Below are 19,327 nucleotides of genomic sequence, written 5' to 3'. Positions count from 1 at the left end.
CTGATCGCACCGAGCCGGCGACCCTCGGCGTTCCACCGTCCGGTGACGAGTGGGCACACGAGACGGCGATCCACTCGCCCTAGACGTCGATTCGAGAACCCATGATCACAGTCCGCTCTCCCGGAAGGCCGAAGTACTCGGCAGCGTCTGCCGTGATGTAGGAGGTGGCGATGAACAGACGCTTGCGCCATGTGGCCATCGTCGGTGCCGTCCCCATCGTCAACTCGATCTTCGACAGGAAGTAGGAGGCGCTATCGACCGCGATCGGCCCCTCGGTCTCCGCGGGGTCGAGCAGTCGCAGTACATCCGGGATGTTCGGCGCATCCATGTACCCGAAAAATGCTGTCACGTGGACGATCCCGTCTTCGGCGTAGCCGAGCTTGTCGATCTCCGTCCGCTCGGTGTCCGGTACGCGCGGCACCGGCAGCGTGTTGATCGACATGATCACCACGTGTTGCTGCAGCACGCGATTGTGCTCGACATTGGCCCGCATCGCCAACGGCGCCGTCTGCTTTCCGCGGTTGAGAAACACAGCAGTGCCAGGGACCCGCACCAGCGGCGGCCGATAGTCGTGCAGCTGGCCGACGAAGTCCCCTAATGATCCCTCCGCTCGCTCCCGTGCGCGGGTGACGATGGCGCGCCCACGTTGCCAGGTGGTCATCACGGTGAACGCCGTGAGCGCGATCAGCAGGGGCAGCCACGCCCCGTGCACCAGTTTGGTCAGGTTCGCCGCCAGGAACAGCAGGTCGACCGCCAGCAAGCAGCCGGCGCCGCACACCACCAGCCACAACGGCGTACACCACCGGGTCCGGACGATGTAGAAGAACAGCAGCGTCGTGATGGTGATCGTTCCGGTGACCGCCATTCCGAACGCGTACGCCAATGCCGCCGAGCTGCGGAATGCGAAGACCAGCGTGAGCACCGACACCATCAGCACCCAGTTGATCCACGGGACGTAGATCTGTCCGATCGTCGACTCCGAGGTGTGTGCCACCCGCAACCGCGGCAGGTAACCGAGCTGGGCCGCCTGTGATGCCACCGAGTAGGCGCCGGTGATCACCGCCTGGGAGGCGATCACCGTCGCCGCGGTGGCCAACAGCACCATCGGCCACCGCGCCCATCCGGGGGCGAGCAGGAAGAACGGGCTGCTCACGGCACTCTGGTCGCCGAGAAGCAGCGCACCCTGCCCGAGGTAGCTCAGCACACACGCCGGCAGAACGAGCACCAGCCAACCCCGGGTGATCGCCCGCCTGCCGAAATGGCCCATGTCGGCATACAGTGCCTCGGCGCCGGTGACCGCCAGCACGACCGCGGCCAGCGCGAAGAAGGCAATCCCGAAGTGTCCGAAGAAGAAGCTGAGGGCATAGGTCGGCGAGAGCGCCTTGAGGATTTCCGGATGCCGCGCGATGCCGCTCACGCCGCAGGCCCCGATCGAGACGAACCAGACGATCATCACCGGCCCGAACAGTCGCCCGACCGCCGCCGTGCCGCGGCGCTGCACGGAGAACAACGCCACGATGATCACCGCCGTGATCGGCACGATCCATTCTTCCAACCCCGGCTCGACGACCTTCAGTCCTTCCACCGCGGACAGCACCGAGATCGCCGGTGTGATCATGCTGTCGCCGAAGAACAGGGCGGCACCGAAGATTCCGAGCCCGGCCAGCACCGCGGTAACACGACTGCCCCGCACCGCACCCATACGTCGGAGCAGCGTGATCAGCGCCATGACCCCGCCCTCGCCGTCGTTGTCGGCGCGCATCACCAGCAAGACGTAGGTAGCGGTGACGATCAACATCACCGACCAGAAGATGAGCGACACAACGCCGTACACGTTGTTCGTGCTGATCGGCACGGGGTGCGGATCCTCCGGGTTGAACACCGTTTGGATGGTGTAGATCGGGCTGGTTCCGATGTCGCCGAACACCACACCCAGTGCACCGACCACGACGGCGGCTCGAACCGTTTCTCGACCGCCCACCGTGCGCCTCGGCGGACTGACTCCGGGCTCTGTGTCCACAGTGTGCTCCTCGTCTGCAGGACCGGATCCCATTGTCGGCCTTCCTGGACGCGGTGACCGTGGAAGTCGAGTTTCTCGTCCCGCGGGTCGAAAAACCCCAGGCCACCGCTCACCGGTGCAAGCGGCCGCTCGCCGCAGCGTTGGAAGCGGCGGTGCTCCAACGGCTGGTCGAAGGTGTCGAAGGCTAATGCGAATACGGCGTGCCTTCGCGATTCCGGACGCCCAGGTGATTTCACCGAGGCTCGTGCCCTCGAATCCCAACCTATCGAGCATCTCTGCGGCGCCACGCACGATCTGCCTCAGAGGCCGCCGATGGCGATGATGGCGATGGACATTCCGAAGCTTTGCGCGACGACGGCAACAGTGGCGGCCCTGGTTGCGGACATCGAAGATCCGGTCCAGATCGTCGCTAACGAGCGCGACGCGGTGCCGGTTGGCGCAGCAGGTCCTCTACCGCGGAGTCGGACCTCACAGATCGATCTCCGGTGCGTCCATCACCTGCCGGACCTCGATCGGCTGCGCGATCGGCTTGCCACCCGGGCCCGGGGCAGCCGACGACTTCGCAGCGACCTCGAGTGCGCGCGCCTGCGACTCGACGTCGATCGTCCGATAACCGGCGAGCAGTTCCTTCGACTCCGGAAACGGGCCATCGGTGACCACCGGGACGCCCGAGCCGTCGAACGTCACCCGCTTCGCGACCTCCGGGCCCGCCAGACCCTGGGCATCGACCAGTTCACCCGCCGCGGCGAGCTCGACGTTCAGGTCCTGCTGGAACCTCACGTGCGCGGCGATCTCTGCTGGGGTCCACTCTGGCATCGGCACCGTGCAACCCGATCCACCCTCGTAGTTCTGCAGCAACATGAACTTCGGCATCGTCTCACTCCTCGTCGTGTGGTGCGCCCATTCTGGCGCTTTCTCAGTAAGGACGGAGTCTGGTTGCAGTTCTCGGCATCCCCACCAAAACATTCTCGGGAGAATTTTTCTTTAGTGGGCGCCCCGCAAGGAGGCAGTCCTCGAACACGCCGCGCACGCCGAGTCGGGCACAGCCTGCCCGGTGTGGCGCGTGTGAACCAGTCATCCCCGTCCCTCGTTATAACCAATGAGAGGTCCGCATCGACCCCACCCCAGACAAGGGAGCGACCCGACATGCCGTCCGACAAACGTGACCAGCAGCAGAGCCTGCGGAGCGATCAACTAGCGCTTCCCCGCCGTACAGTTCTCGTCGGTATCGGCGCTGCGGCAGCCGCCTTGGCCGCCGGTAGCGCGCTGTTCCGTAGAACCCGCGCGTCGGCTGCGCCCGGCACCGGCGCCAGGCCAGCTGCGAATCCCGCGACTGCAACCGTGCCGACCGGCGACGTACCCGTCGGTGGCGGCACGGTGCTCGGCGATGTTGTCGTCACACAGCCCACCAGTGGTGACTTCCGCGGGTTCTCGTCGACATGCACGCACGCGGGATGCACCGTCTCCGACGTCTCCGGCGGCACCATCAATTGCCCGTGCCATGGCAGCAAGTTCAATCTCGACGGGTCTGTGCACACCGGTCCGGCGATCGCTCCGCTCGTCCCACGAAGTGTCTCCGCTCAGGGTGACTCGGTCGTGGTCGGCTGAGGTGTGTGACCCATATCGGGACGTCGCCGACGAGGTGGGTGGCCCGTTCATCGACTGGCAAATCCCGTTCGGAAACAATCCGAGACTCCAAGCCTGTATGTGCCTGACGAAACATCACTGTGCCGGATCAGCACTGAACGCCCAGCGGTGATAGGAGATTGGAGCATTGAGTGTTTCATGGCGAGCGTGAACGATGAGGGGCTACGGTCGGTCCGGTGCGTACTCGCGGGTCGAGTTGGAACCCCACCTCACCCTGCCTTCACTCGGGGGTGACGCGGTCTGCAGCCGGGGCGGAAAGTTTCTGGTTGACCAGCAGATTTAGCGAGACACCCTGCTCGTCGGCCTCGACCGCCAGAGTGCGGTGCACCCGCGGAGAGGTTCGCACGGTGAAGGTGCCGGTGTAGGAAGGGTCCGCGATCGGCACGGGCGGCTTCTCGCCGGTGCTCGCCATGTCCCCGAGCACATCGCGGACGAAGGGGATGCCGAATCCGAATCCGCTCGGAATGTCCGCACCATTGGTCCGGGCCTCGACGGTATTGAGTCCGATAGTCCATGCCGGGATCTCGTCCGTGGTGTCTTCTCTTGTCCACATGAGTGAGCTGTACTTGTCGAATTCGCTGAAGCACTGAGTATCCGGCCGACTGCACGGCACGCCTAGACGAAATGAGTAGGTGCGTCGGTGGCATCTCGGCATTGAGGTTAAGTCGCCACCTAGGCTTTCGCGGCACCGGTGGTTGAGGCCACGCCTGTGTCGCTTGGTACAGCAAGTCTTTCGGAGCGTCTGCGGCGGATTTCTTCCACTCGAAGTCGATCAGATCGCCGACACTGAGTTCGAAGGCGCTTTCCTCCGCTTGAGTAGCCGTCAGGACCCGCACTGCCGCAGCGGTAACCGGCTCCTGGGTGGATCGTTGGTGCGGCCACTAGCGTCAAGGTGGGAAACTGACGACCGACGAGCCGAAGCCGTGTCGAGAGTGCCAGGGTGTCAGGCGACGGAGTGTGTGACTGATGCACGGTATGTGTCGGCGACGGCGTCCGGGGGAATGGACACATGGATGGTCGCTGTCCATTCCGTGGGGCACGGCGAGATGCGGGCGGTTTGGACGACTACGGGCGTAGCTGCCAGCGTGCGCGGGCCGGGCGAGGTACTGCATCCGATGGAAGTGGAGGCGTACACGGCCGCGCCGGCTGGGATTATTCGTCCCGTTCTTGTGCCTACGAAGTCCGTCATCTGCACGGTGGAGATCCACGTCGGCGCGGTGAGCAGACGCAGGTCGGTTATCGCTACCAGCGTGGAGCCTTGCACCGTGGTTCCCGGATTCGATGCCCCCATAACGAATCCGCCGACCGTGGTGATGGCGAGCAAGCCCGTTTCCGCGGCTGCCACCATCGCTCCCGGTGCGGGTGCGACTGCTGCTGGTGTGCTGGTTGTCGACGGCGTTGCAGTTGCCACGACGGGCGGCGTGCTGGCCGCTGCATCGCCGGCGGTGGGCACCACCGTGGTGCTGGCGGAGACTGACGTCGGCGCCGGGGTCGTCGTGGTGGTGGCTGGGACTGGTGTCGTCGTCGCAGGGGTAGCGAGGGGCGTCGTTGCCGGGGGTGTCGTTTCCTGCGCGTGGGCGGCGGCTGCACCGGCAACGAGGAACGCGACCGTCAGTAGAATAATCGCTGGACGTGTCATTGCGGGTTCCCTACGTGTTCTGGCGACTTCTCTGCCGCAACAGAAGTACGACGGTGACGATCAACGCAACCAAGAGAACCGCGAAACTGATTACCCAAGGAAATCCGCTCCCGTTGTCGCCGGTGCCGACGGGTGTACCGACGCCGGAATCCGGGAAGGTCACGGACGCAGACGTCAGGTGATTCACCAAACCGCTGCGCAATGTGAGGTCCGCGGTCCAGGGTCCGTTCGGTAGGTCCGGGCTGAGGTCGATGGTGACGAGAGCAGTCGCTCCGGGTGCGATGGTGGTGCCATTGACGGCGTTGAACGGGCCCGCTGACAAGCTCCCAGGCCCGCCGCTCAAACGTACTTCACCCGCCATATCGAGGGCCCGCCCACCGGTGTTCTCCACTTCGGCCACGAGCTGGGCGATCCCTTCCGAATTCCGTTGCGGGGTGACCTCAGCGATGCTGAAGTCAGCCGGAGGACCGTTGCCCGGTCCCACACTGAGGTACAACCGGATCCCGACCCGGCTCACCAGTTGAGTGCCGGTTCCCGTCGGGGGTGGTCCGGTGATCTGCGCCCAGACCACGGCGTACTGCTCGCCCTCGGGGGCATCTTCAGGTACTGCGACCGTGACGACTGCGTCGGTGCTGGTGCCGTCGGCGAGCTCAGCTTCCTTCGGGTCGACTGTGGTCCAGGTAGTGAGCTCGTTGACCGCCCGGCCGTCTTCGATGGTGAACTGGGAATCGGTGAGGTTGGCCGCCCCGGCGTATAGCTCAACCTTCTGCGGGGCACCGGTGTGGTTTTGAATTTCGATGCGCCGCTGGATGGTGGTCCCCGGATTGACGTTGTCGACGATGTACGACAGGGCGCGCGGGTCGTCCTTGAGCTCGACGGGGACCTCGGCCAGCCGGATACCAAGTCCGGTCTGACCAGCCGGGTCCTGGGCGTGATGCGGGGTGGCATAGGCCAGGGTCGCCACCGACCATGCAGCAGCCAGAACAAGCAGACTCATCACATAACGCACGGATCGGTCCTCTTCCTACAACGCAAGTGGCAAACGCGGACGAGACGAATCCACTGGGCTTCGCCTCTTCTCGTCAGAGATCTCCGCTCAGGCGACGGAGTGGGCCAGCACTGAGGTGTAGACACCCGCGGTCACACCGTCCTGCGGCACGGCCACTGCGACGCTCGCCGGCCAGGTGGCGGTGTTGTTGCCCGTGACGCCCGCCGCCGTCATGACCGGCTTGGCGGTATCGATGACCGCCGGGCCGCCAGGGGTGAAGGTGGCGATACCGGTGCGAAGGGTCGGCGCGGACGCCGTGTATGTGACACCGGAAGCAGGAATGACCGAACTTCCGAGAGTTTGGGTGAAATCGGTGATTGCGGCGGTCGCCGTCCAACCTGCCGTACCGCCGCGAAGATCGGTGACGGAAGGGGGCACGGTCGTCACCAGTGTGACCGTCTCGCCCGGAGCCACGGTGCCGCCGGCGTACGGTCCGGGTGCCAGGATGCTGAGCGGACCGCTCAAAACCGAGAAGGTTGCCGGACCCGACGCGGTAGGGTCCGCATTCGCGGTGACGCCCGGCATCATCAGGCCCAGGGTTGCCACGGCGCTTGCTACGGCAAAGGTGGTCTTGCGCATCAGTTCTCCTAGTTGATCTTGCTATGTACCGATCACTGTAGAGAGGCGAATGTCTTTCGTACACGAATTGAATGATTCGGTTGCGAGATAATTGCCACACCCGAAATATGATTGAAGCTTGTAACAAAATCTCGCTGAGTGCGATGCGGAAACAACGATCAATTCGCTCGCCGCGACTGGGGCAGGATCGGTTTCTGTCCGAGCAGCAACCACGGCGGTCACCTGCCGCACCCTGGTCGCCGTTCAAGGCCAGGTATGGATTAAGTGTTGCGCTAGACGGGCGTCTGCGGCGGATCCCTGACCACGCAGGCCCAATGCCGCATCCATATGCGGATGCCCGAGTACCTCGGTGCCCGACTGGCCAACTACAAGGTCCCCCGACTCATCGTCCTCGACCCCGAGCTTCCTCGGGACGAATCAGGAAAGCTGTTCAAACGCAAGATCAAGGCCCAGTACTGGCACCAGACGTCGCGCGTTTAGGACCATCGACCCTCTCGAACAATCGGACTCGCCGTCCAAGAACGACGGCCGGACGGTCCCGGCGCACTTCCGCCGGGATCAGGCACCGTGTCGTGCCAGCCGCCAGCCGCGGCGTGCGGCGATGAACCCGGAGACCGCCCCGAGGACCGCGCTGAAGATCCGGCCGGCCGCAAGAAAGGGTATGGGGTCCACGGCGTCCATGCCGGTGGTCCCTTCGGCGCCGAGCGGTTTGTGGCTGCCGACGTAGAAATGCACCGGGTACGACAGCCACCAGGCGAACAGGCTGGTACATACCAGGCCCGCGCCGAGTCCGAAGGCCGTTCCGATCAGTATCAGTGTTCGCACAAGATCAACTTTGCGATCATCGGCTGTGCTGTTACCAAGTGTCCGCCGGGAGCTGGCTCGTCACGGACACTTCGGCCTCCACCTGCGCGAAATCCGTGGCCGAGGCGCTCCGGCGGCGCTCTGGAGAGCAAAAAGTATGCTCACCTGCTCTTTTAATCGAGACGTTGTGTAAATGTTTGTTTACAGCAGTCACCCGCACAAATCCTGAATGACACGGAGCCGGTCCAGACAGCACCGAACCCCGACCCTCGCCAAGGCTTGACCCGCAGCTTCCCGACGAGCGGTCAGCGGCTACTCAGCCGCGAGAGCCGCCGCTCAGTTCTTCGCCGCTCGCCGGGTCGCCCCGGCGGGGCTGCCGGTCGCGCTGCGGGGAGTCACGCGTTCTCCGGTGAGGGCCTCCACAACTCCGGCCAGATCGTCCGAGGACAGGTGATCGTTCGGCACGACCGCGCCACTCTCACGCGATGTTTCCTCGCCGGGCTTCTTCATCGGATGCCGCCTCCCCCTCTGTTCTTTTGACAGGACAAAGCATATCGCGGCTTTGTTACCCATGCGTATATCTCGTCTTACGACGTTGTGCTTGCGGCGGCCCTCGCGGGGGTGCTCCATCGGGGTCGTGCGCAGACCCCGCTGGCCCGCGACCGCCCCACCGGCATGTGGCGGTGTCCAGGTGCACGGCCGCCGGCTCTTGGCCGCGGACATTCAGTTGACCCTGGAGCTGTTGCGGGTCGTGGCGTATCCGTCCGGTCTCGCGCACCTGACCCTGACCGCCACCGGCTGCCCCGCCGAACGGGCCCGGCATGAAACCCGGCCGCTCACCGATCCGGCGGAGCCGTCGGCGCACTGGTCGTATCTGGATGTGTGGGCTGGGACGGACGACCTCGCGGTCGCGGACACCCGTGCTTCCACCGCCCCGATCGGAAGGACTGGGCCGCGGGGACATGCCGTTACCGGACCCAGCCGATGTACTGGCTGACGGTCTCGCCACCGGTACGGAGGTGGCACTGACCGCCGAATGGCCGCAGATCGGTCTCCCCGCAAGCGTGACCACCGTGGCATTGTTCCCGGCCGAACACACCTCAACACCCGCCGCGGGTGACGTCCGGATGATGCTTCGGCTCAGTTCCGTTCGACGTCCCAAAGTTCGGGATAGCGGGCGGTGAGCCGGGCGACCAGGTGGTGCGCCTCGGAAAGTTGCTCCTGCAGGGCGTCCTCCTCCGGCCGTACCCGCGCACCCAGCCGGTCCCAGGATCCGGCACGGTGGGCGTCGGCTTCGGTCTCTTCGATGCGGGCGGTGAGGATGTCGATCTCGGTGTTGAGCAGGTGCAGGAAGACCTGTGCCTGGGCGATATCGGGGTCGTGCTCGATCGGTGCCATCCGGTGACCTCCAGCTGGGCGCGACAGGATCGGTGCCGCGGGACTCGAACGAGACTGCGGCGCTGCGGTCCAGCGACACATCGTGCAGCCCGCCGGTCGACACGTCAACCCGCCGATCAGGCGATCGGCGGCGAAGGCGAGCGCGGTCCACCGGGTGGACCCGTGAAAAATGCACTCCACGTGGAGCGCGTGCGGGAGGACAATTCTGGTCATGGACGTCACCGAGAGACAGCATCTCGACGCGGTGCGCGCACAGCTGGTCAGGCGGTATGAGTTCCTCGATCCGCACCTGGTCGGCGAGATGGTCGACACCGCTCATCACCGGTTCGACGGATGCCGGATCCGGGACTTCGTCCCCCTGCTGGTCGAACGAGCCGCGATCAGATCACTGGACGCGGCCCTGGCGGCTGGGGCGACAACCTCCGCCACCTTGCCCGCGGCGGCCCGGGTCGAGCACCACATGCTCTAGTGTCCTGAGTCTTTAATTCTGGCGCAGTAGTGTGCGATGGAGTCGAGGATCTGGTCGGCGGTCTTGACCCAGACGTAAGGTCTGGGGTTGTCGTTCCAGGTCTCGATCCATGCTCGGATGTCTTTGTTGAGCTGTTGGACCGAGGTATGGGTGGAGCGTTGGAGCTTCTTGGTGGTCAGTTCGGCGAACCAGCGTTCGACGAGGTTCATCCACGATGAGCTGGTCGGTGTGAAGTGGATGACGAAGCGCGGGTGCGCGAGGAGCCATCGTTTGACCGCGGGAGTCTTGTGGGTCGATGCATTGTCCATCACGAGGTGGACATCGAGATCGTCGGGCACCTGAGCGTCGATCTTGCGAAGAAATGCGATGAATTCTTGTGCGCGGTGGCGTGAATGGAGTGATCCGATCACCTTCCCTGAGGCGATGTCTAGAGCGGCGTACAGGCTCGAGGTGCCATTGCGGACGTAGTCGTGACTGGCGCGTTGCGGGGTGGTGGGAAGCATCGGGAATATCGGTTGGGTCCGGTCCAGTGCTTGGATCTGAGTTTTTTCGTCGACGCAGAGCACCAGAGCCCGCTCGGGCGGGTTCATGTACAGGCCGACGACGTCACGGACCTTCTCGGTGAACAGTGGATCCTTCGACAGTTTCCACGAGTCTTGTTTGTGCGGGGCCAAACCGAACGCGCGCCACACTCTCGAGACCGTCGATTGCGAAATATCGAGATGCTCTGCCATTGATCGTGTGGACCAGTGTGTGGCATTCTTCGGTGTCGTTTCGAGGGTCGAGGTAATCAGATCCTTGATCTTGTCGTCGTCGATCGTCCGCGGACGGCCCGGGCGTGGTTCGTCGAGCAACCCGTCGCATCGGTCCTCGACGAACCTGTCGCGCCACCGCCGCACCGTGCCTCGGTTCAACCCCAACCTCTGCGCCACTTCGGTATTCGATCCACCATCGGCGGCAGCGAGAATGATTCGCGACCTTACTGCCAAACCTGCAGCGGTCTTGCGTCGCCGCGACCACCCCTCGAGTTCTACGCGTTCGGCCTCGGTCAGCACAATCTCCGTCGGTCGCGGACCACGAGTTGCCATGACCAATCTTAACAACCGATCGCTTATTTATGACTCAAGACACTAGGTACCTCCGGCCGACGATGACGAGGGGTCGGCCGGCCTCACCCGTCGTCGAACCCGCGGCGGTCTCCGGCGCCGAGCCGATCACCTGCGGCCTTCCCCTACTTCGGCTCGACCGCCTTGCCTATTTCGCCCTCGGGGGCGCCAGGTGACGGATCGACCGTGAGGTCCTCTGTGTCGGCGAAGACCAACCGCCCGTCATCGAGGGCCACCGCCCACCGAGGCACCGGCGCCCACTCGTGCCCCCGATCCTGCGCCGGGACCAGGTCGGCGCAGTCCTCGACGGCCGCACCGGTCGCCGCCGTCTCCGACGGCCTGCGGACCAGGACTCGGGCACCGACGCGCAACGCGTCACCGAGTTCCGGTGTCTTCTCGCTCGTCTCGGCCATGTGTCCCCACCCTTCTCCTCAGCTGCCACCCAGCGACGAGCGGCCGCCTCCGGTCCGTTCCCGATAGGTGAAGACCGTCCCGAGATCGTGCGTCGTCGACGCCGGCGGCACGGTGGGCGAAGTCTGCCTGCGGGCCTCCGCCCGATCCTTGCCCACCTCGCTGACAATGAACGCGACCGGGACTGCGACCACCATCGATGCCAGAGCGATACCCGCGTCGACAGCCAGCCCAAGGACTCCGACACCACTGGCAAGGTGTTCTCGGAACTTCATCTGCGACCGCCTTCCCTGCGGGTGTGCGTACGCCGGAGGTTCCGGTTACTTGGTCAGAACATTACTGAGGTCAGTTCTGTACCCACTCCCACCGCTGCCAAAGCGTTGGGTGCTTACGCCTGCGCTTGCCCCCAGCCCCTGAAACGGACACCACCAGTACATGCACTGCCACGACTGTCCCATCGGCGTAGTCGGCAAACGAAGGATTGGCTCCGGCGTGCGCAGTCACGTGGGTCTGGTCACGGCCCGGTCCGTGCAGCTCTCCCGCTACCGATGCGCTAGAAATGGGCGTGGATTCAGAACAGGTGTTCGGCGGCGAGCCGCAGCGGGTGGGCAGCTTCCGGTTCTTGCTGGACGGGCAGCGGTGGGAGTGGTCCGACGCCGTCGCCCAGATGCACGGCTACCAACCCGGCGAGGTCACCCCGACCACCGACCTGCTGCTGTCCCACAAGCACCCGGAGGACCACCCGCGTGTCGCCCGGGTGCTGGACCGGATGGTCACCGACGCCGAACCGTTCAGCAGCAAGCACCGCATCATCGACACCGCCGGCAAGGTTCGCCACGTCGTGGTCGTCGGCGATCATCTGCACGACGACACCGGTCAGGTGATCGGCACGACCGGGTTCTACATCGACATCACCGACACCCACCAGAACGATGTGAAGGACTCCGTCGACGAGGCGGTCGCCGAACTCGCACAGTCACGGGCGGTGATCGAGCAGGCCAAGGGTGCGCTGATGCTGGTCTACGGCATCACCGCCGACCGGGCATTCGACATCCTGACGTGGCGCTCCCAGGAAACCAACACCCGGCTCCGCACGATAGCCGAAGAGATCGTCGCCGGGTTCCGCGAGTTCGACCCCGACACCGGGCTGCGCGCGCGGTTCGATCATCTGCTGCTGACCGCCCACCAACGAGTCGGCACCTGGCGGAGGTGACGGAATCCCCAGCGACGAGTCCACCTGACACGGAAGGTATCCCGGGGACGGTTCCGCTCACGTGCGTAGTTGCAGCGGCAAGGTGACGATGAACGAGAACAGACCCATCCCTCAGCCCTGGCCCTCCGGCTTCGGGGTGACTACGAAGTCGTACGCCGCCTGCGGTCCGAGCAGCTTCATCTCCACCCGCTCGTTCCAGGCCTGGGCCAGCTCGCTGAGCACCTGTTCGAGCTCGTCCTGACGCTCGACGTCGGCGAGGATCGCCACCTGCACGGCCTCCTCCTCATGCGTGGGTTCGCGCACGTTCACGGAAGCGGCGAGGTCGTCGAGCGCCTCGACGACCCTGCGGGTGTCCTGTTCGCGCTTGGCGGCGATCGCGTTGCTCACCAGTTCTCCCAAGGCCATTCGCGCCTGCCGTCCCGCGTCCTCCGACTTGTCGCGGATCTCCTCGCGCAGCGCCGCCGCCTGATCGTCCTCGTCGAGGATCTCCTGCAGGATCGCCTTCTCCACGTACCGGCCCTTCACGATGTACTGGGCCCTGCCCTCCAATTTCTCGAGAGCAGTACTGAACTCGTCCACGTGCGCCGAGAGCAGTTCCTCCTGCACGGCGTCGGCGTCGGTGAGCACCGCGCCGAACCGCAGGGGCAGCACCGGCGCCACCCCGGCCACCGCGTCCAGCAGGTCCGCATGCGCTCGCAGGTCCCCGGGTGCGCCGAGCGCCCGGTCCACCGACAGTCCGCTCACCAGGGCGGCAATGTCACCATGAGTGACCACCTCCACGGTGCCGTCCGCGACCCCGGTCGCATCCTCGGCGACCTCGACGTCGGCCGGGACGATGCCGTAGACATACACACCGGTCGTCTGCTTCGTCTGCTCCGACGTGGCCATCACCGGTCGTCACCTCGAGTCGATTTGCGCGACACTCGTTCTCGCTCAGGTTCTTCCTCTTCCTCCCCACCCCCGAGGAGGCCGCCGAGCTTGTCGCCCGCCGATTCGAGCGCGCCCTTCGTCTTCGACTTGGCACCGCCCTCGGTGGCGCCCGAGACGATCTCGGACAGCCCCTTCGGTTCGCTGCCGATCTCGAGCCGGTTCACCGCCTCCGCGAACCGCAGGTAGGTGTCCACGCTCGCGACGACGACCCGGGCGTCGATGGTCAGCAATTCAATGCCGACCAGAGAGACCCGCACGTACGCGTCGATCACGAGGCCCTTGTCGAGGATGGTGTCGATGACGTCGGCGAGACTGCTCGAGCTGGGTCCACCTGCCGTGGTCATGCGCGTGCTCCTGTCCTACGCCTCGGCGTTGCCTTCTTCGCGGGGGTCCTCTTCACCGGGGCCTTCTTGGCTGCGGCCTTCTTCGCTGGGGTCTTCTTCGCGGGGGCCTTCTTGGCTGCGGTCTTCTTCGCGGGGGCCTTCTTGGCTGCGGCCTTCTTCGCTGGGGCCTTCTTCGCTGGGGCCTTCTTCGCGGGGGCCTTCTTCGCTGGGGCCTTCTTCGCGGGGGCCTTCTTCGCGGGGGCCTTCTTCGCTGCGGCCTTCTTCGCTGGGGCCTTCTTCGCTGCGGCCTTCTTCGCTGCGGCCTTCTTCGCTGCGGCCTTCTTCGCTGGGGCCTTCTTCGCTGGGGCCTTCTTCGCTGGGGCCTTCTTCGCGGGGGCCTTCTTCGCGGGGGCCTTCTTCGCGGGGGTCCTCTTCGCGGGGGTCCTCTTCGCTGCGGCCGTCCGGGGACGACGCCGCCGTGGCTCTGGCTCCTCCTCCTCCTCCTCGGGCTCCTCCTCCGGCTCCTCCTCCTCCTCCTCCGGCTCCTCCTCCTCGTACTCGCCGGCCTCGTCCTCCGGCTCCTCCTCCTCGGGCTCCTCCTCCTCGTACTCGCCGGCCTCGTCCCCCGGCTCCTCCTCCTCGTACTCGCCGGCCTCGTCCTCCGGCTCCTCCTCCTCGGGCTCCTCCTCCTCGTACTCGCCGGCCTCGTCCCCCGGCTCCTCCTCCTCGTACTCGCCGGCCTCGTCCTCCGGCTCCTCCTCCTCGGGCTCCTCCTCCGGCTCCTCCTCGTACTCGCCGGCCTCGTCCTCCGGCTCCTCCTCCTCGGGCTCCTCCTCCGGCTCCTCCTCCTCGTACTCGCCGGCCTCGTCCTCCGGCTCCTCCTCCTCGGGCTCCTCCTCCGGCTCCTCCTCCTCGTACTCGCCGGTCTCCTCCTCGGGCTCCTCCTCCTCGGGCTCCTCCTCCTCGTACTCGCCGGCCTCGTCCTCCAGCTCCTCCTCCTCGGGCTCCTCCTCCGGCTCCTCCTCCGGCTCCTCCTCCTCGTACTCGCCGGCCTCGTCCTCCGGCTCCTCCTCCTCGGGCTCCTCCTCCGGCTCCTCCTCCTCGTACTCGCCGGCCTCGTCCTCCGGCTCCTCCTCCTCGGGCTCCTCCTCCGGCTCCTCCTCCTCGTACTCGCCGGTCTCCTCCTCGGGCTCCTCCTCCTCGGGCTCCTCCTCCTCGTACTCGCCGGCCTCGTCCTCCAGCTCCTCCTCCGATACCTCCTCCGGTTCTTCGTCTTCGGCCGTCTCCTCGTCGGACCGGTCCTGCTCACCGGTGGCGGCGGCTGTCTCGTCGTCGGTCGGTTCCTCGTTGTTGTCCTCGGACTCTTCGGGTTCGACAACCTTGCCGTCCCGAATTTCTCCGCGCCAACCCTCTATCTCGTCGGGATGGAGAACGGACTGGGTCATGACGTGACGTCCGAAGTGCTTCAACTCCAAGCGCGCTCGCCGACCCTGTGCACGCCACAGGTTTCCCGTCTTCTCGAACAAGCCCTTCGGGTGATACTCGAGGATCAGAACGATGCGGGTGAGATCGGGGGTCACCTCATGGAACGTCACCGCACCGTCGATGAAACCCTTGGCGCCCTTCGAGCGCCACACGATCCGCTCATCGGGAATCTGCTCGAGGATCGACGCTTCCCAGGTGCGATGCGAAAGGAAGATCTGTGCCTTCCACTCGAGCTTCTCGTCCGCTTCCTGTTCCACCCGTTCGACCTTCTTCATGAACGACGGGAAGTCGGCGAACTGGGTCCATTGGTTGTACGCCAGTTGAACCGGCACACCGACATCGATCGTTTCGACGATGTTGGTCAACTTGAGCTTCTTGCCCTTGCCGCCACCACCACCGCCGCCGGTGACCGCGTCCTTCAGATTCGACGCAGTGTCCTTCACCTTGTCGGTCAGCCCCGAGAACAGTGACTTGCCGTCGCCCTTCTCGTTCCCGTCACCGTCACCGTTGCCGTTGCCGTTTCCGGTGCCGGTGACCGCGGACAGCAGGCTTCCACCACCGCCCTCGGCGTAGTCGGTCAGCCGACCGGCGGCGCCCTGCACCTTGTCGGAGACGGTGGACATCGCCTTGTCGGTCACAGTGCCGATCAGGCCCTGCGCCGCCTTCTGCAGCGGTGACACCGATGCGGCCTCACCGGACACACCGGAGACGTTCTTGCGCAGCTTCTTCGCTGCACTGTCGAGGTTCGAGGTCATCGTCGTCATCTCCGGGTGCGTCGAACGGGTGCGGAATCGGTCGTTGCCTTCGCGCGGGTCTTGCGGGCCCGGGTGGGGGCCTCGTCCGCGTCGTCGTTCTTCGTCGACGACCGGGACCGGGTGGGACGGGAACCGCCACTGCTCGAGGAGCGGCGGCGCGCGGCGGGGCGCTTCCGGGCGCGAGGTGCCCGCTCGGAATCGTCTTCCTCGCTCTCGTCCTCGTCGGTGCCCGGCCCCTCCTCGACCTCCGCGTCGTCGTACTCGTCATCCGGTTCCTCGGCACGCCGCCGCTTCGACCTCCTCCCGTCCGCGGCCGTGCCGACACTGTCGACGAGGTGGAGGTCTCCCCCGCCCGACTGCAACCGGGAGCTGAGCGAGTCGATGCGACGACTGGCCGCGGTCACCGCGGCGGTCTTCGCCGCCCTCATCAACTCCTTGCGGACCGTCTCGCCGAGCTTGGCGACCTCGGGTGAATTCGCGAGCAACTTTCCCCCCTGTCCGAGAACGCCCAGTGAGCCGGAAGGAAACCGACTGGATGCTCCGGCGCCCGCGAGCATCAACGCCAACTTCATCTTGTGCGAGCGGCCCAGCATGTACCCGGCACCCACGGCCAACGCCATCTGACCTTTGCCCGTCATCGCCCAACCCCTTGTTGTCGAGTAGGTGTGGTGCACCTCGGCGCCGGCGTCGGCGGAAAAGATGGGGGCCGTGGTCGGTGGGTGGTGCCTTCGTTCCCGCCGACTACCCCGGGCCGGTGACGCTCAATCTGCGCGAAGGCCTCGAGTTCCGTGAGGGCGGAGGCGAACTCGTCGTCGTGCTCGGCGAGCGGTTCGTTCGCCACCGCGTCACGATCGAACCGGACCGCACCGAAAGACCGCGGGCTCTGCCGGCCCTCGGGATACCTGTCGGCCGGCGGGGCGCCCCGTCCGCGCGCGGACCGAGGTCGAGTGCTCGCCCACCCCGTCTCGGCCCGCGCGCGGCCCCGACCTTTCGTAACCTCGTGGATCACGCAAATACACACGAGAAACAAATGCGCCGATTATTTTGAAGTTACCCATTCCTAAATCGATTTCCCGGGAACATTATGGGCGGTCGTTAATTTGCCCAGAACATTATGGGCGGTTGTTAATTTCATAATGTGAGAAATTCGCTTATTTGCGAAACACTCCCCGACCCCGAGCGCGATAGGCATCGTAAGCGGAGATCGACGATCCCGTGGATTCATCACCAGGAAAGGCGGAAATTCTGATGGGTTCTGCAGGAAGCTGAGCGCCGCCTTCGGCGGCCGCATCGGACTGAACTGACCGACCGAGTAATCCAGGACAGCGGTGGCCCGGCACACCTGGGGGCGGCCGGGCCACCGCCCTGATCAGCACGATCACCTCAGCACGATCACCGCCATGCCCCCTGTCCCTACCGCCATCCTCGGGCGGGAAGTGAGCTCGGCCTGCGGGTGCCCGGTCGGCGGGCGACCCCGCAGTCGAGTCGAAATTGTCACCCCGAAATCGGACCGGTCGACCCCGGAATAGCCTTGCGCGAAGCGCGGTTCGAGAATGTGGGGCGCCTCGCAATATGTACACGCGATTTTGCCGACACCGGATATCCGAGAGTCCCGTGTCTGCATATTCATCTCACCGCGCACGAGAGTGGCCGGTCTCGGAAATTCCCGGCCGCAGCATATACAAAGGACACCCCCACGGAAGCGACGCGGATGAACACCAGGTACGGCCTCGTCACCAACTCGTTAATCAGCGCGACTTGCCCGACCACGCCCCACACACCCGAGGATCGGCAGGGGACCCGCGGCGCGGGGCATCGGGACCCGGGAGATCTCCGCCCCGGCGTGTCACCGCGCCGCCGGGAGCCTTCTCGCGAAACGATAGCGGCAGCCGGTGCGACATACCTATTCACTGAAAGATGTTGGGCAAGAATGAAACCGACCAGTCGTGACTGAATTATTCGGACCGTACCGGGTGCCGGAGGGCGCCGCACAATCCGGGTCCCCCGAAGAGGTGACCCGATCCGAGACGGGATCGTTCCCGGGCGCGGCGATGTCCGCGCAACTGGCCGCCGCGCTGGAATGCGCACCGACCCCGGTGGGGCTGTGGGAGTTCGGCTCGGGCCGCCTCCGGTACCTCAACCCGGCCGCCGCCGCCCTGCTCGGGTTCGAGGACGGCGGCGAGGTGCCCGGGCGCACGGTCGCCGACGTCCGCACCGACACCGCGATGGCGCAGGCATCGGAGGTCTTCGCTGCCCTGACCGACCGGGGCCGGTGGTGTGGGCGAACCGAGCTGCGGCACCTGCGCACCGGGGCACCGATTCCGACGGTCCTGTCCGTCTTCGTCACCGAACGCGACGAGAACGGACGCCCGCTGCTGATCGGGGCGATCGCCCGGGAGCCGTCCACCGCGGGCGTGCGGGAGCACCCGCTGCTCGCCGCGTTGGCGGCGGCCGACCAGCGGTGCCGGGAACAACACGCGCTCGCCGAGCTGAGCCGACTCGCGGTCACCGCCGACCTCGACACTCTCCTGCCCGCCGCCACCGGGACGGTCACCGCGCTGCTGGGGACGCGGTGCGCGGCGGTGGCCCGGGTGCCGGGCGCCAGCGGGGCGGTGCTGCCGGTGCTCGGCTACCACGGACCCGGGCCGCGCCCGAGCACCGTCGCCGCCGGCCGCGGCTCGCTGACCGGGTACGCGGCCACCGAGACGGCGGTGGTGTGCTGCCCGGACCGCGCCGACGAACGCCGGTTCGCGACCGCGGACATGGCCGCGCACGGGCTGGGAAGCGGCATCGGCGTGCCGATCGGGCACGATCCGATCTGGGGGGTGCTGACCGCCCATTTCGCCGGACCACGGGTCGTCCGAGAGCACGAGGTGGCCCTCGTGCGTGCGGTGGCGGCGGTGCTGTCCACCGCGATCGGCCGGATCGAGGTGGAGGAGCGGTTGCGGCATCAGAGCCTGCACGACCCACTCACCGGGTTGCCGAACCGCACCCTGGCGCTGGAGCGGATCACCGCCGCCCTCGACCAGGCGGCACACACAGGCATTCGGGTCGCGGTGTTGGTGATCGACCTGGACAACTTCCGGCACCTCAACGCCCGGCTGGGGCACGCCGGCGGCGACGCCGCCCTGGTCCGACTCGCCGACCGTCTGCGGTCCCTGGTTCGGCCCACCGACACCGTGGCGCGCCTCGGCGGCGACGAATTCCTGATCCTGTGCCCGGCCGTCACCGGTCCCGCTGATGCGACCGCGATCGCCGACCGAATCGCCAACGTCGACCCGCACCCGGGGGCTGCACCCATCACGGCGAGTGTCGGTATCGCCGTCACCGGCGCCGCGGTCTCCCCGCACGAGCTGATTCATCACGCCGACCGGGCGATGTACCGGGCCAAGGCCACCGGGCCCGGCCGATACGCACTACACCATCCCGATCCCGCAGACCCAGGCCGCTGAGCCCTCACACACGACGCGACGTACAGCGACCTGATCGGCACGAAGGGT

Annotated in this window: 21 protein-coding genes; 6 read left to right on the top strand and 15 right to left on the bottom strand. The window is 66.0% G+C overall.

What is annotated here, in order from left to right; translation table 11 throughout:
- Window positions 1-79: 79 nt before the first annotated feature.
- Together JVH1_RS34560 and JVH1_RS34555 are read right to left on the bottom strand one after the other, a co-directional pair.
- Window positions 80-2,053 (bottom strand): potassium transporter Kup, encoded by a 1,974-nt coding sequence (locus tag JVH1_RS34560; protein WP_009473287.1) that lies wholly within the window; start codon window positions 2,051-2,053, stop codon window positions 80-82.
- 435 nt (window positions 2,054-2,488) lie between these two features.
- Window positions 2,489-2,893: a YciI family protein gene (locus tag JVH1_RS34555; protein ID WP_009473289.1), complete on the bottom strand. Its 405-nt coding sequence runs from the start codon at window positions 2,891-2,893 to the stop codon at window positions 2,489-2,491.
- A 273-nt stretch (window positions 2,894-3,166) separates the two neighbouring features.
- Here JVH1_RS34555 and JVH1_RS34550 point away from each other — a divergent pair, with 273 nt between their 5' ends.
- Entirely contained in the window at window positions 3,167-3,628 is a 462-nt protein-coding gene (locus JVH1_RS34550; RefSeq protein ID WP_051033647.1) for a ubiquinol-cytochrome c reductase iron-sulfur subunit, read from the top strand.
- Between the two features lie 259 nt (window positions 3,629-3,887).
- Here JVH1_RS34550 and JVH1_RS34545 read toward each other — a convergent pair whose 3' ends face one another.
- The 3 genes from JVH1_RS34545 to JVH1_RS34535 all read right to left on the bottom strand — a co-directional run bounded on the left by JVH1_RS34545 (window position 3,888) and on the right by JVH1_RS34535 (window position 6,933).
- On the bottom strand, window positions 3,888-4,220 hold the full coding sequence (locus JVH1_RS34545) for a toxin-antitoxin system HicB family antitoxin (RefSeq protein WP_009473292.1): 333 nt from the start codon (window positions 4,218-4,220) through the stop codon (window positions 3,888-3,890).
- Between the two features lie 1,096 nt (window positions 4,221-5,316).
- Entirely contained in the window at window positions 5,317-6,303 is a 987-nt protein-coding gene (locus tag JVH1_RS34540) for a DUF916 domain-containing protein (RefSeq protein WP_237735097.1), read from the bottom strand.
- Window positions 6,304-6,402: 99 nt separating this feature from the next.
- Complete coding sequence (locus JVH1_RS34535) at window positions 6,403-6,933, bottom strand: hypothetical protein (RefSeq protein ID WP_009473295.1); 531 nt, start codon at window positions 6,931-6,933, stop codon at window positions 6,403-6,405.
- A gap of 333 nt (window positions 6,934-7,266) precedes the next feature.
- On the opposite strand from JVH1_RS34535, the gene JVH1_RS34530 reads away from it, so the two are divergent.
- Entirely contained in the window at window positions 7,267-7,413 is a 147-nt protein-coding gene (locus tag JVH1_RS34530) for an acyl-CoA synthetase (protein WP_237724011.1), read from the top strand.
- 78 nt (window positions 7,414-7,491) lie between these two features.
- On the opposite strand, the gene JVH1_RS34525 is transcribed toward JVH1_RS34530, so the two are convergent.
- Together JVH1_RS34525 and JVH1_RS34520 are read right to left on the bottom strand one after the other, a co-directional pair.
- Window positions 7,492-7,758, bottom strand: a complete 267-nt coding sequence (locus JVH1_RS34525; RefSeq protein WP_009473298.1) for a hypothetical protein — start codon at window positions 7,756-7,758, stop codon at window positions 7,492-7,494.
- A gap of 315 nt (window positions 7,759-8,073) precedes the next feature.
- Window positions 8,074-8,247, bottom strand: coding sequence for a hypothetical protein (locus JVH1_RS34520; RefSeq protein WP_009473299.1), 174 nt, complete (start codon window positions 8,245-8,247; stop codon window positions 8,074-8,076).
- A gap of 127 nt (window positions 8,248-8,374) precedes the next feature.
- Here JVH1_RS34520 and JVH1_RS34515 point away from each other — a divergent pair, with 127 nt between their 5' ends.
- Entirely contained in the window at window positions 8,375-8,734 is a 360-nt protein-coding gene (locus JVH1_RS34515) for a hypothetical protein (RefSeq protein ID WP_237726843.1), read from the top strand.
- Between the two features lie 143 nt (window positions 8,735-8,877).
- On the opposite strand, the gene JVH1_RS34510 is transcribed toward JVH1_RS34515, so the two are convergent.
- The gene (locus tag JVH1_RS34510; protein ID WP_009473302.1) at window positions 8,878-9,135 is read right to left on the bottom strand and encodes a hypothetical protein; all 258 of its coding nucleotides are present in this window, start codon (window positions 9,133-9,135) and stop codon (window positions 8,878-8,880) included.
- A 211-nt stretch (window positions 9,136-9,346) separates the two neighbouring features.
- Here JVH1_RS34510 and JVH1_RS34505 point away from each other — a divergent pair, with 211 nt between their 5' ends.
- Window positions 9,347-9,604, top strand: coding sequence for a three-helix bundle dimerization domain-containing protein (locus JVH1_RS34505; protein ID WP_009473303.1), 258 nt, complete (start codon window positions 9,347-9,349; stop codon window positions 9,602-9,604).
- On the opposite strand, the gene JVH1_RS34500 is transcribed toward JVH1_RS34505, so the two are convergent.
- The 3 genes from JVH1_RS34500 to JVH1_RS34490 form a co-directional block, all read right to left on the bottom strand.
- A complete protein-coding gene (locus tag JVH1_RS34500; protein WP_043783116.1) occupies window positions 9,601-10,692 on the bottom strand; it encodes an IS630 family transposase in 1,092 nt (363 codons plus the stop codon). The genes JVH1_RS34505 and JVH1_RS34500 overlap by 4 nt on opposite strands.
- A 143-nt stretch (window positions 10,693-10,835) precedes the next feature.
- Entirely contained in the window at window positions 10,836-11,123 is a 288-nt protein-coding gene (locus JVH1_RS34495; protein WP_009473304.1) for a hypothetical protein, read from the bottom strand.
- A gap of 18 nt (window positions 11,124-11,141) precedes the next feature.
- On the bottom strand, window positions 11,142-11,396 hold the full coding sequence (locus JVH1_RS34490) for a hypothetical protein (protein WP_009473305.1): 255 nt from the start codon (window positions 11,394-11,396) through the stop codon (window positions 11,142-11,144).
- Between the two features lie 284 nt (window positions 11,397-11,680).
- On the opposite strand from JVH1_RS34490, the gene JVH1_RS34485 reads away from it, so the two are divergent.
- A complete protein-coding gene (locus JVH1_RS34485; RefSeq protein ID WP_043777845.1) occupies window positions 11,681-12,334 on the top strand; it encodes a PAS and ANTAR domain-containing protein in 654 nt (217 codons plus the stop codon).
- 111 nt (window positions 12,335-12,445) lie between these two features.
- Here the strand turns inward: JVH1_RS34485 and JVH1_RS34480 are convergent, their stop codons facing one another.
- Genes JVH1_RS34480 through JVH1_RS34465 form a run of 4 tightly spaced genes read right to left on the bottom strand, consistent with a single transcriptional unit; the run spans window position 12,446 to window position 16,465 of the window.
- On the bottom strand, window positions 12,446-13,222 hold the full coding sequence (locus JVH1_RS34480) for a GvpL/GvpF family gas vesicle protein (RefSeq protein WP_043777846.1): 777 nt from the start codon (window positions 13,220-13,222) through the stop codon (window positions 12,446-12,448).
- Entirely contained in the window at window positions 13,222-13,608 is a 387-nt protein-coding gene (gvpJ, locus tag JVH1_RS34475; RefSeq protein ID WP_009473308.1) for a gas vesicle protein GvpJ, read from the bottom strand. Before gvpJ ends, JVH1_RS34480 begins: the two co-directional genes overlap by 1 nt.
- Window positions 13,605-15,836 (bottom strand): SRPBCC family protein, encoded by a 2,232-nt coding sequence (locus tag JVH1_RS34470; RefSeq protein ID WP_371113064.1) that lies wholly within the window; start codon window positions 15,834-15,836, stop codon window positions 13,605-13,607. Before JVH1_RS34470 ends, gvpJ begins: the two co-directional genes overlap by 4 nt.
- The gene (locus tag JVH1_RS34465; RefSeq protein WP_043777852.1) at window positions 15,833-16,465 is read right to left on the bottom strand and encodes a hypothetical protein; all 633 of its coding nucleotides are present in this window, start codon (window positions 16,463-16,465) and stop codon (window positions 15,833-15,835) included. The genes JVH1_RS34470 and JVH1_RS34465 overlap by 4 nt, the downstream gene beginning before the upstream one ends.
- 1,308 nt (window positions 16,466-17,773) lie before the next feature.
- On the opposite strand from JVH1_RS34465, the gene JVH1_RS34460 reads away from it, so the two are divergent.
- Window positions 17,774-19,279, top strand: a complete 1,506-nt coding sequence (locus JVH1_RS34460) for a diguanylate cyclase domain-containing protein (RefSeq protein WP_009473313.1) — start codon at window positions 17,774-17,776, stop codon at window positions 19,277-19,279.
- The last annotated feature ends 48 nt before the right edge of the window (window positions 19,280-19,327 follow it).

Source organism: Rhodococcus sp. JVH1, assembly GCF_000280725.2.
GTDB lineage: Bacteria > Actinomycetota > Actinomycetes > Mycobacteriales > Mycobacteriaceae > Rhodococcus_F > Rhodococcus_F jostii_A.
Note: the sequence above shows the minus strand (reverse complement) of the source record. Positions and strands in the feature narration are given on the sequence as shown.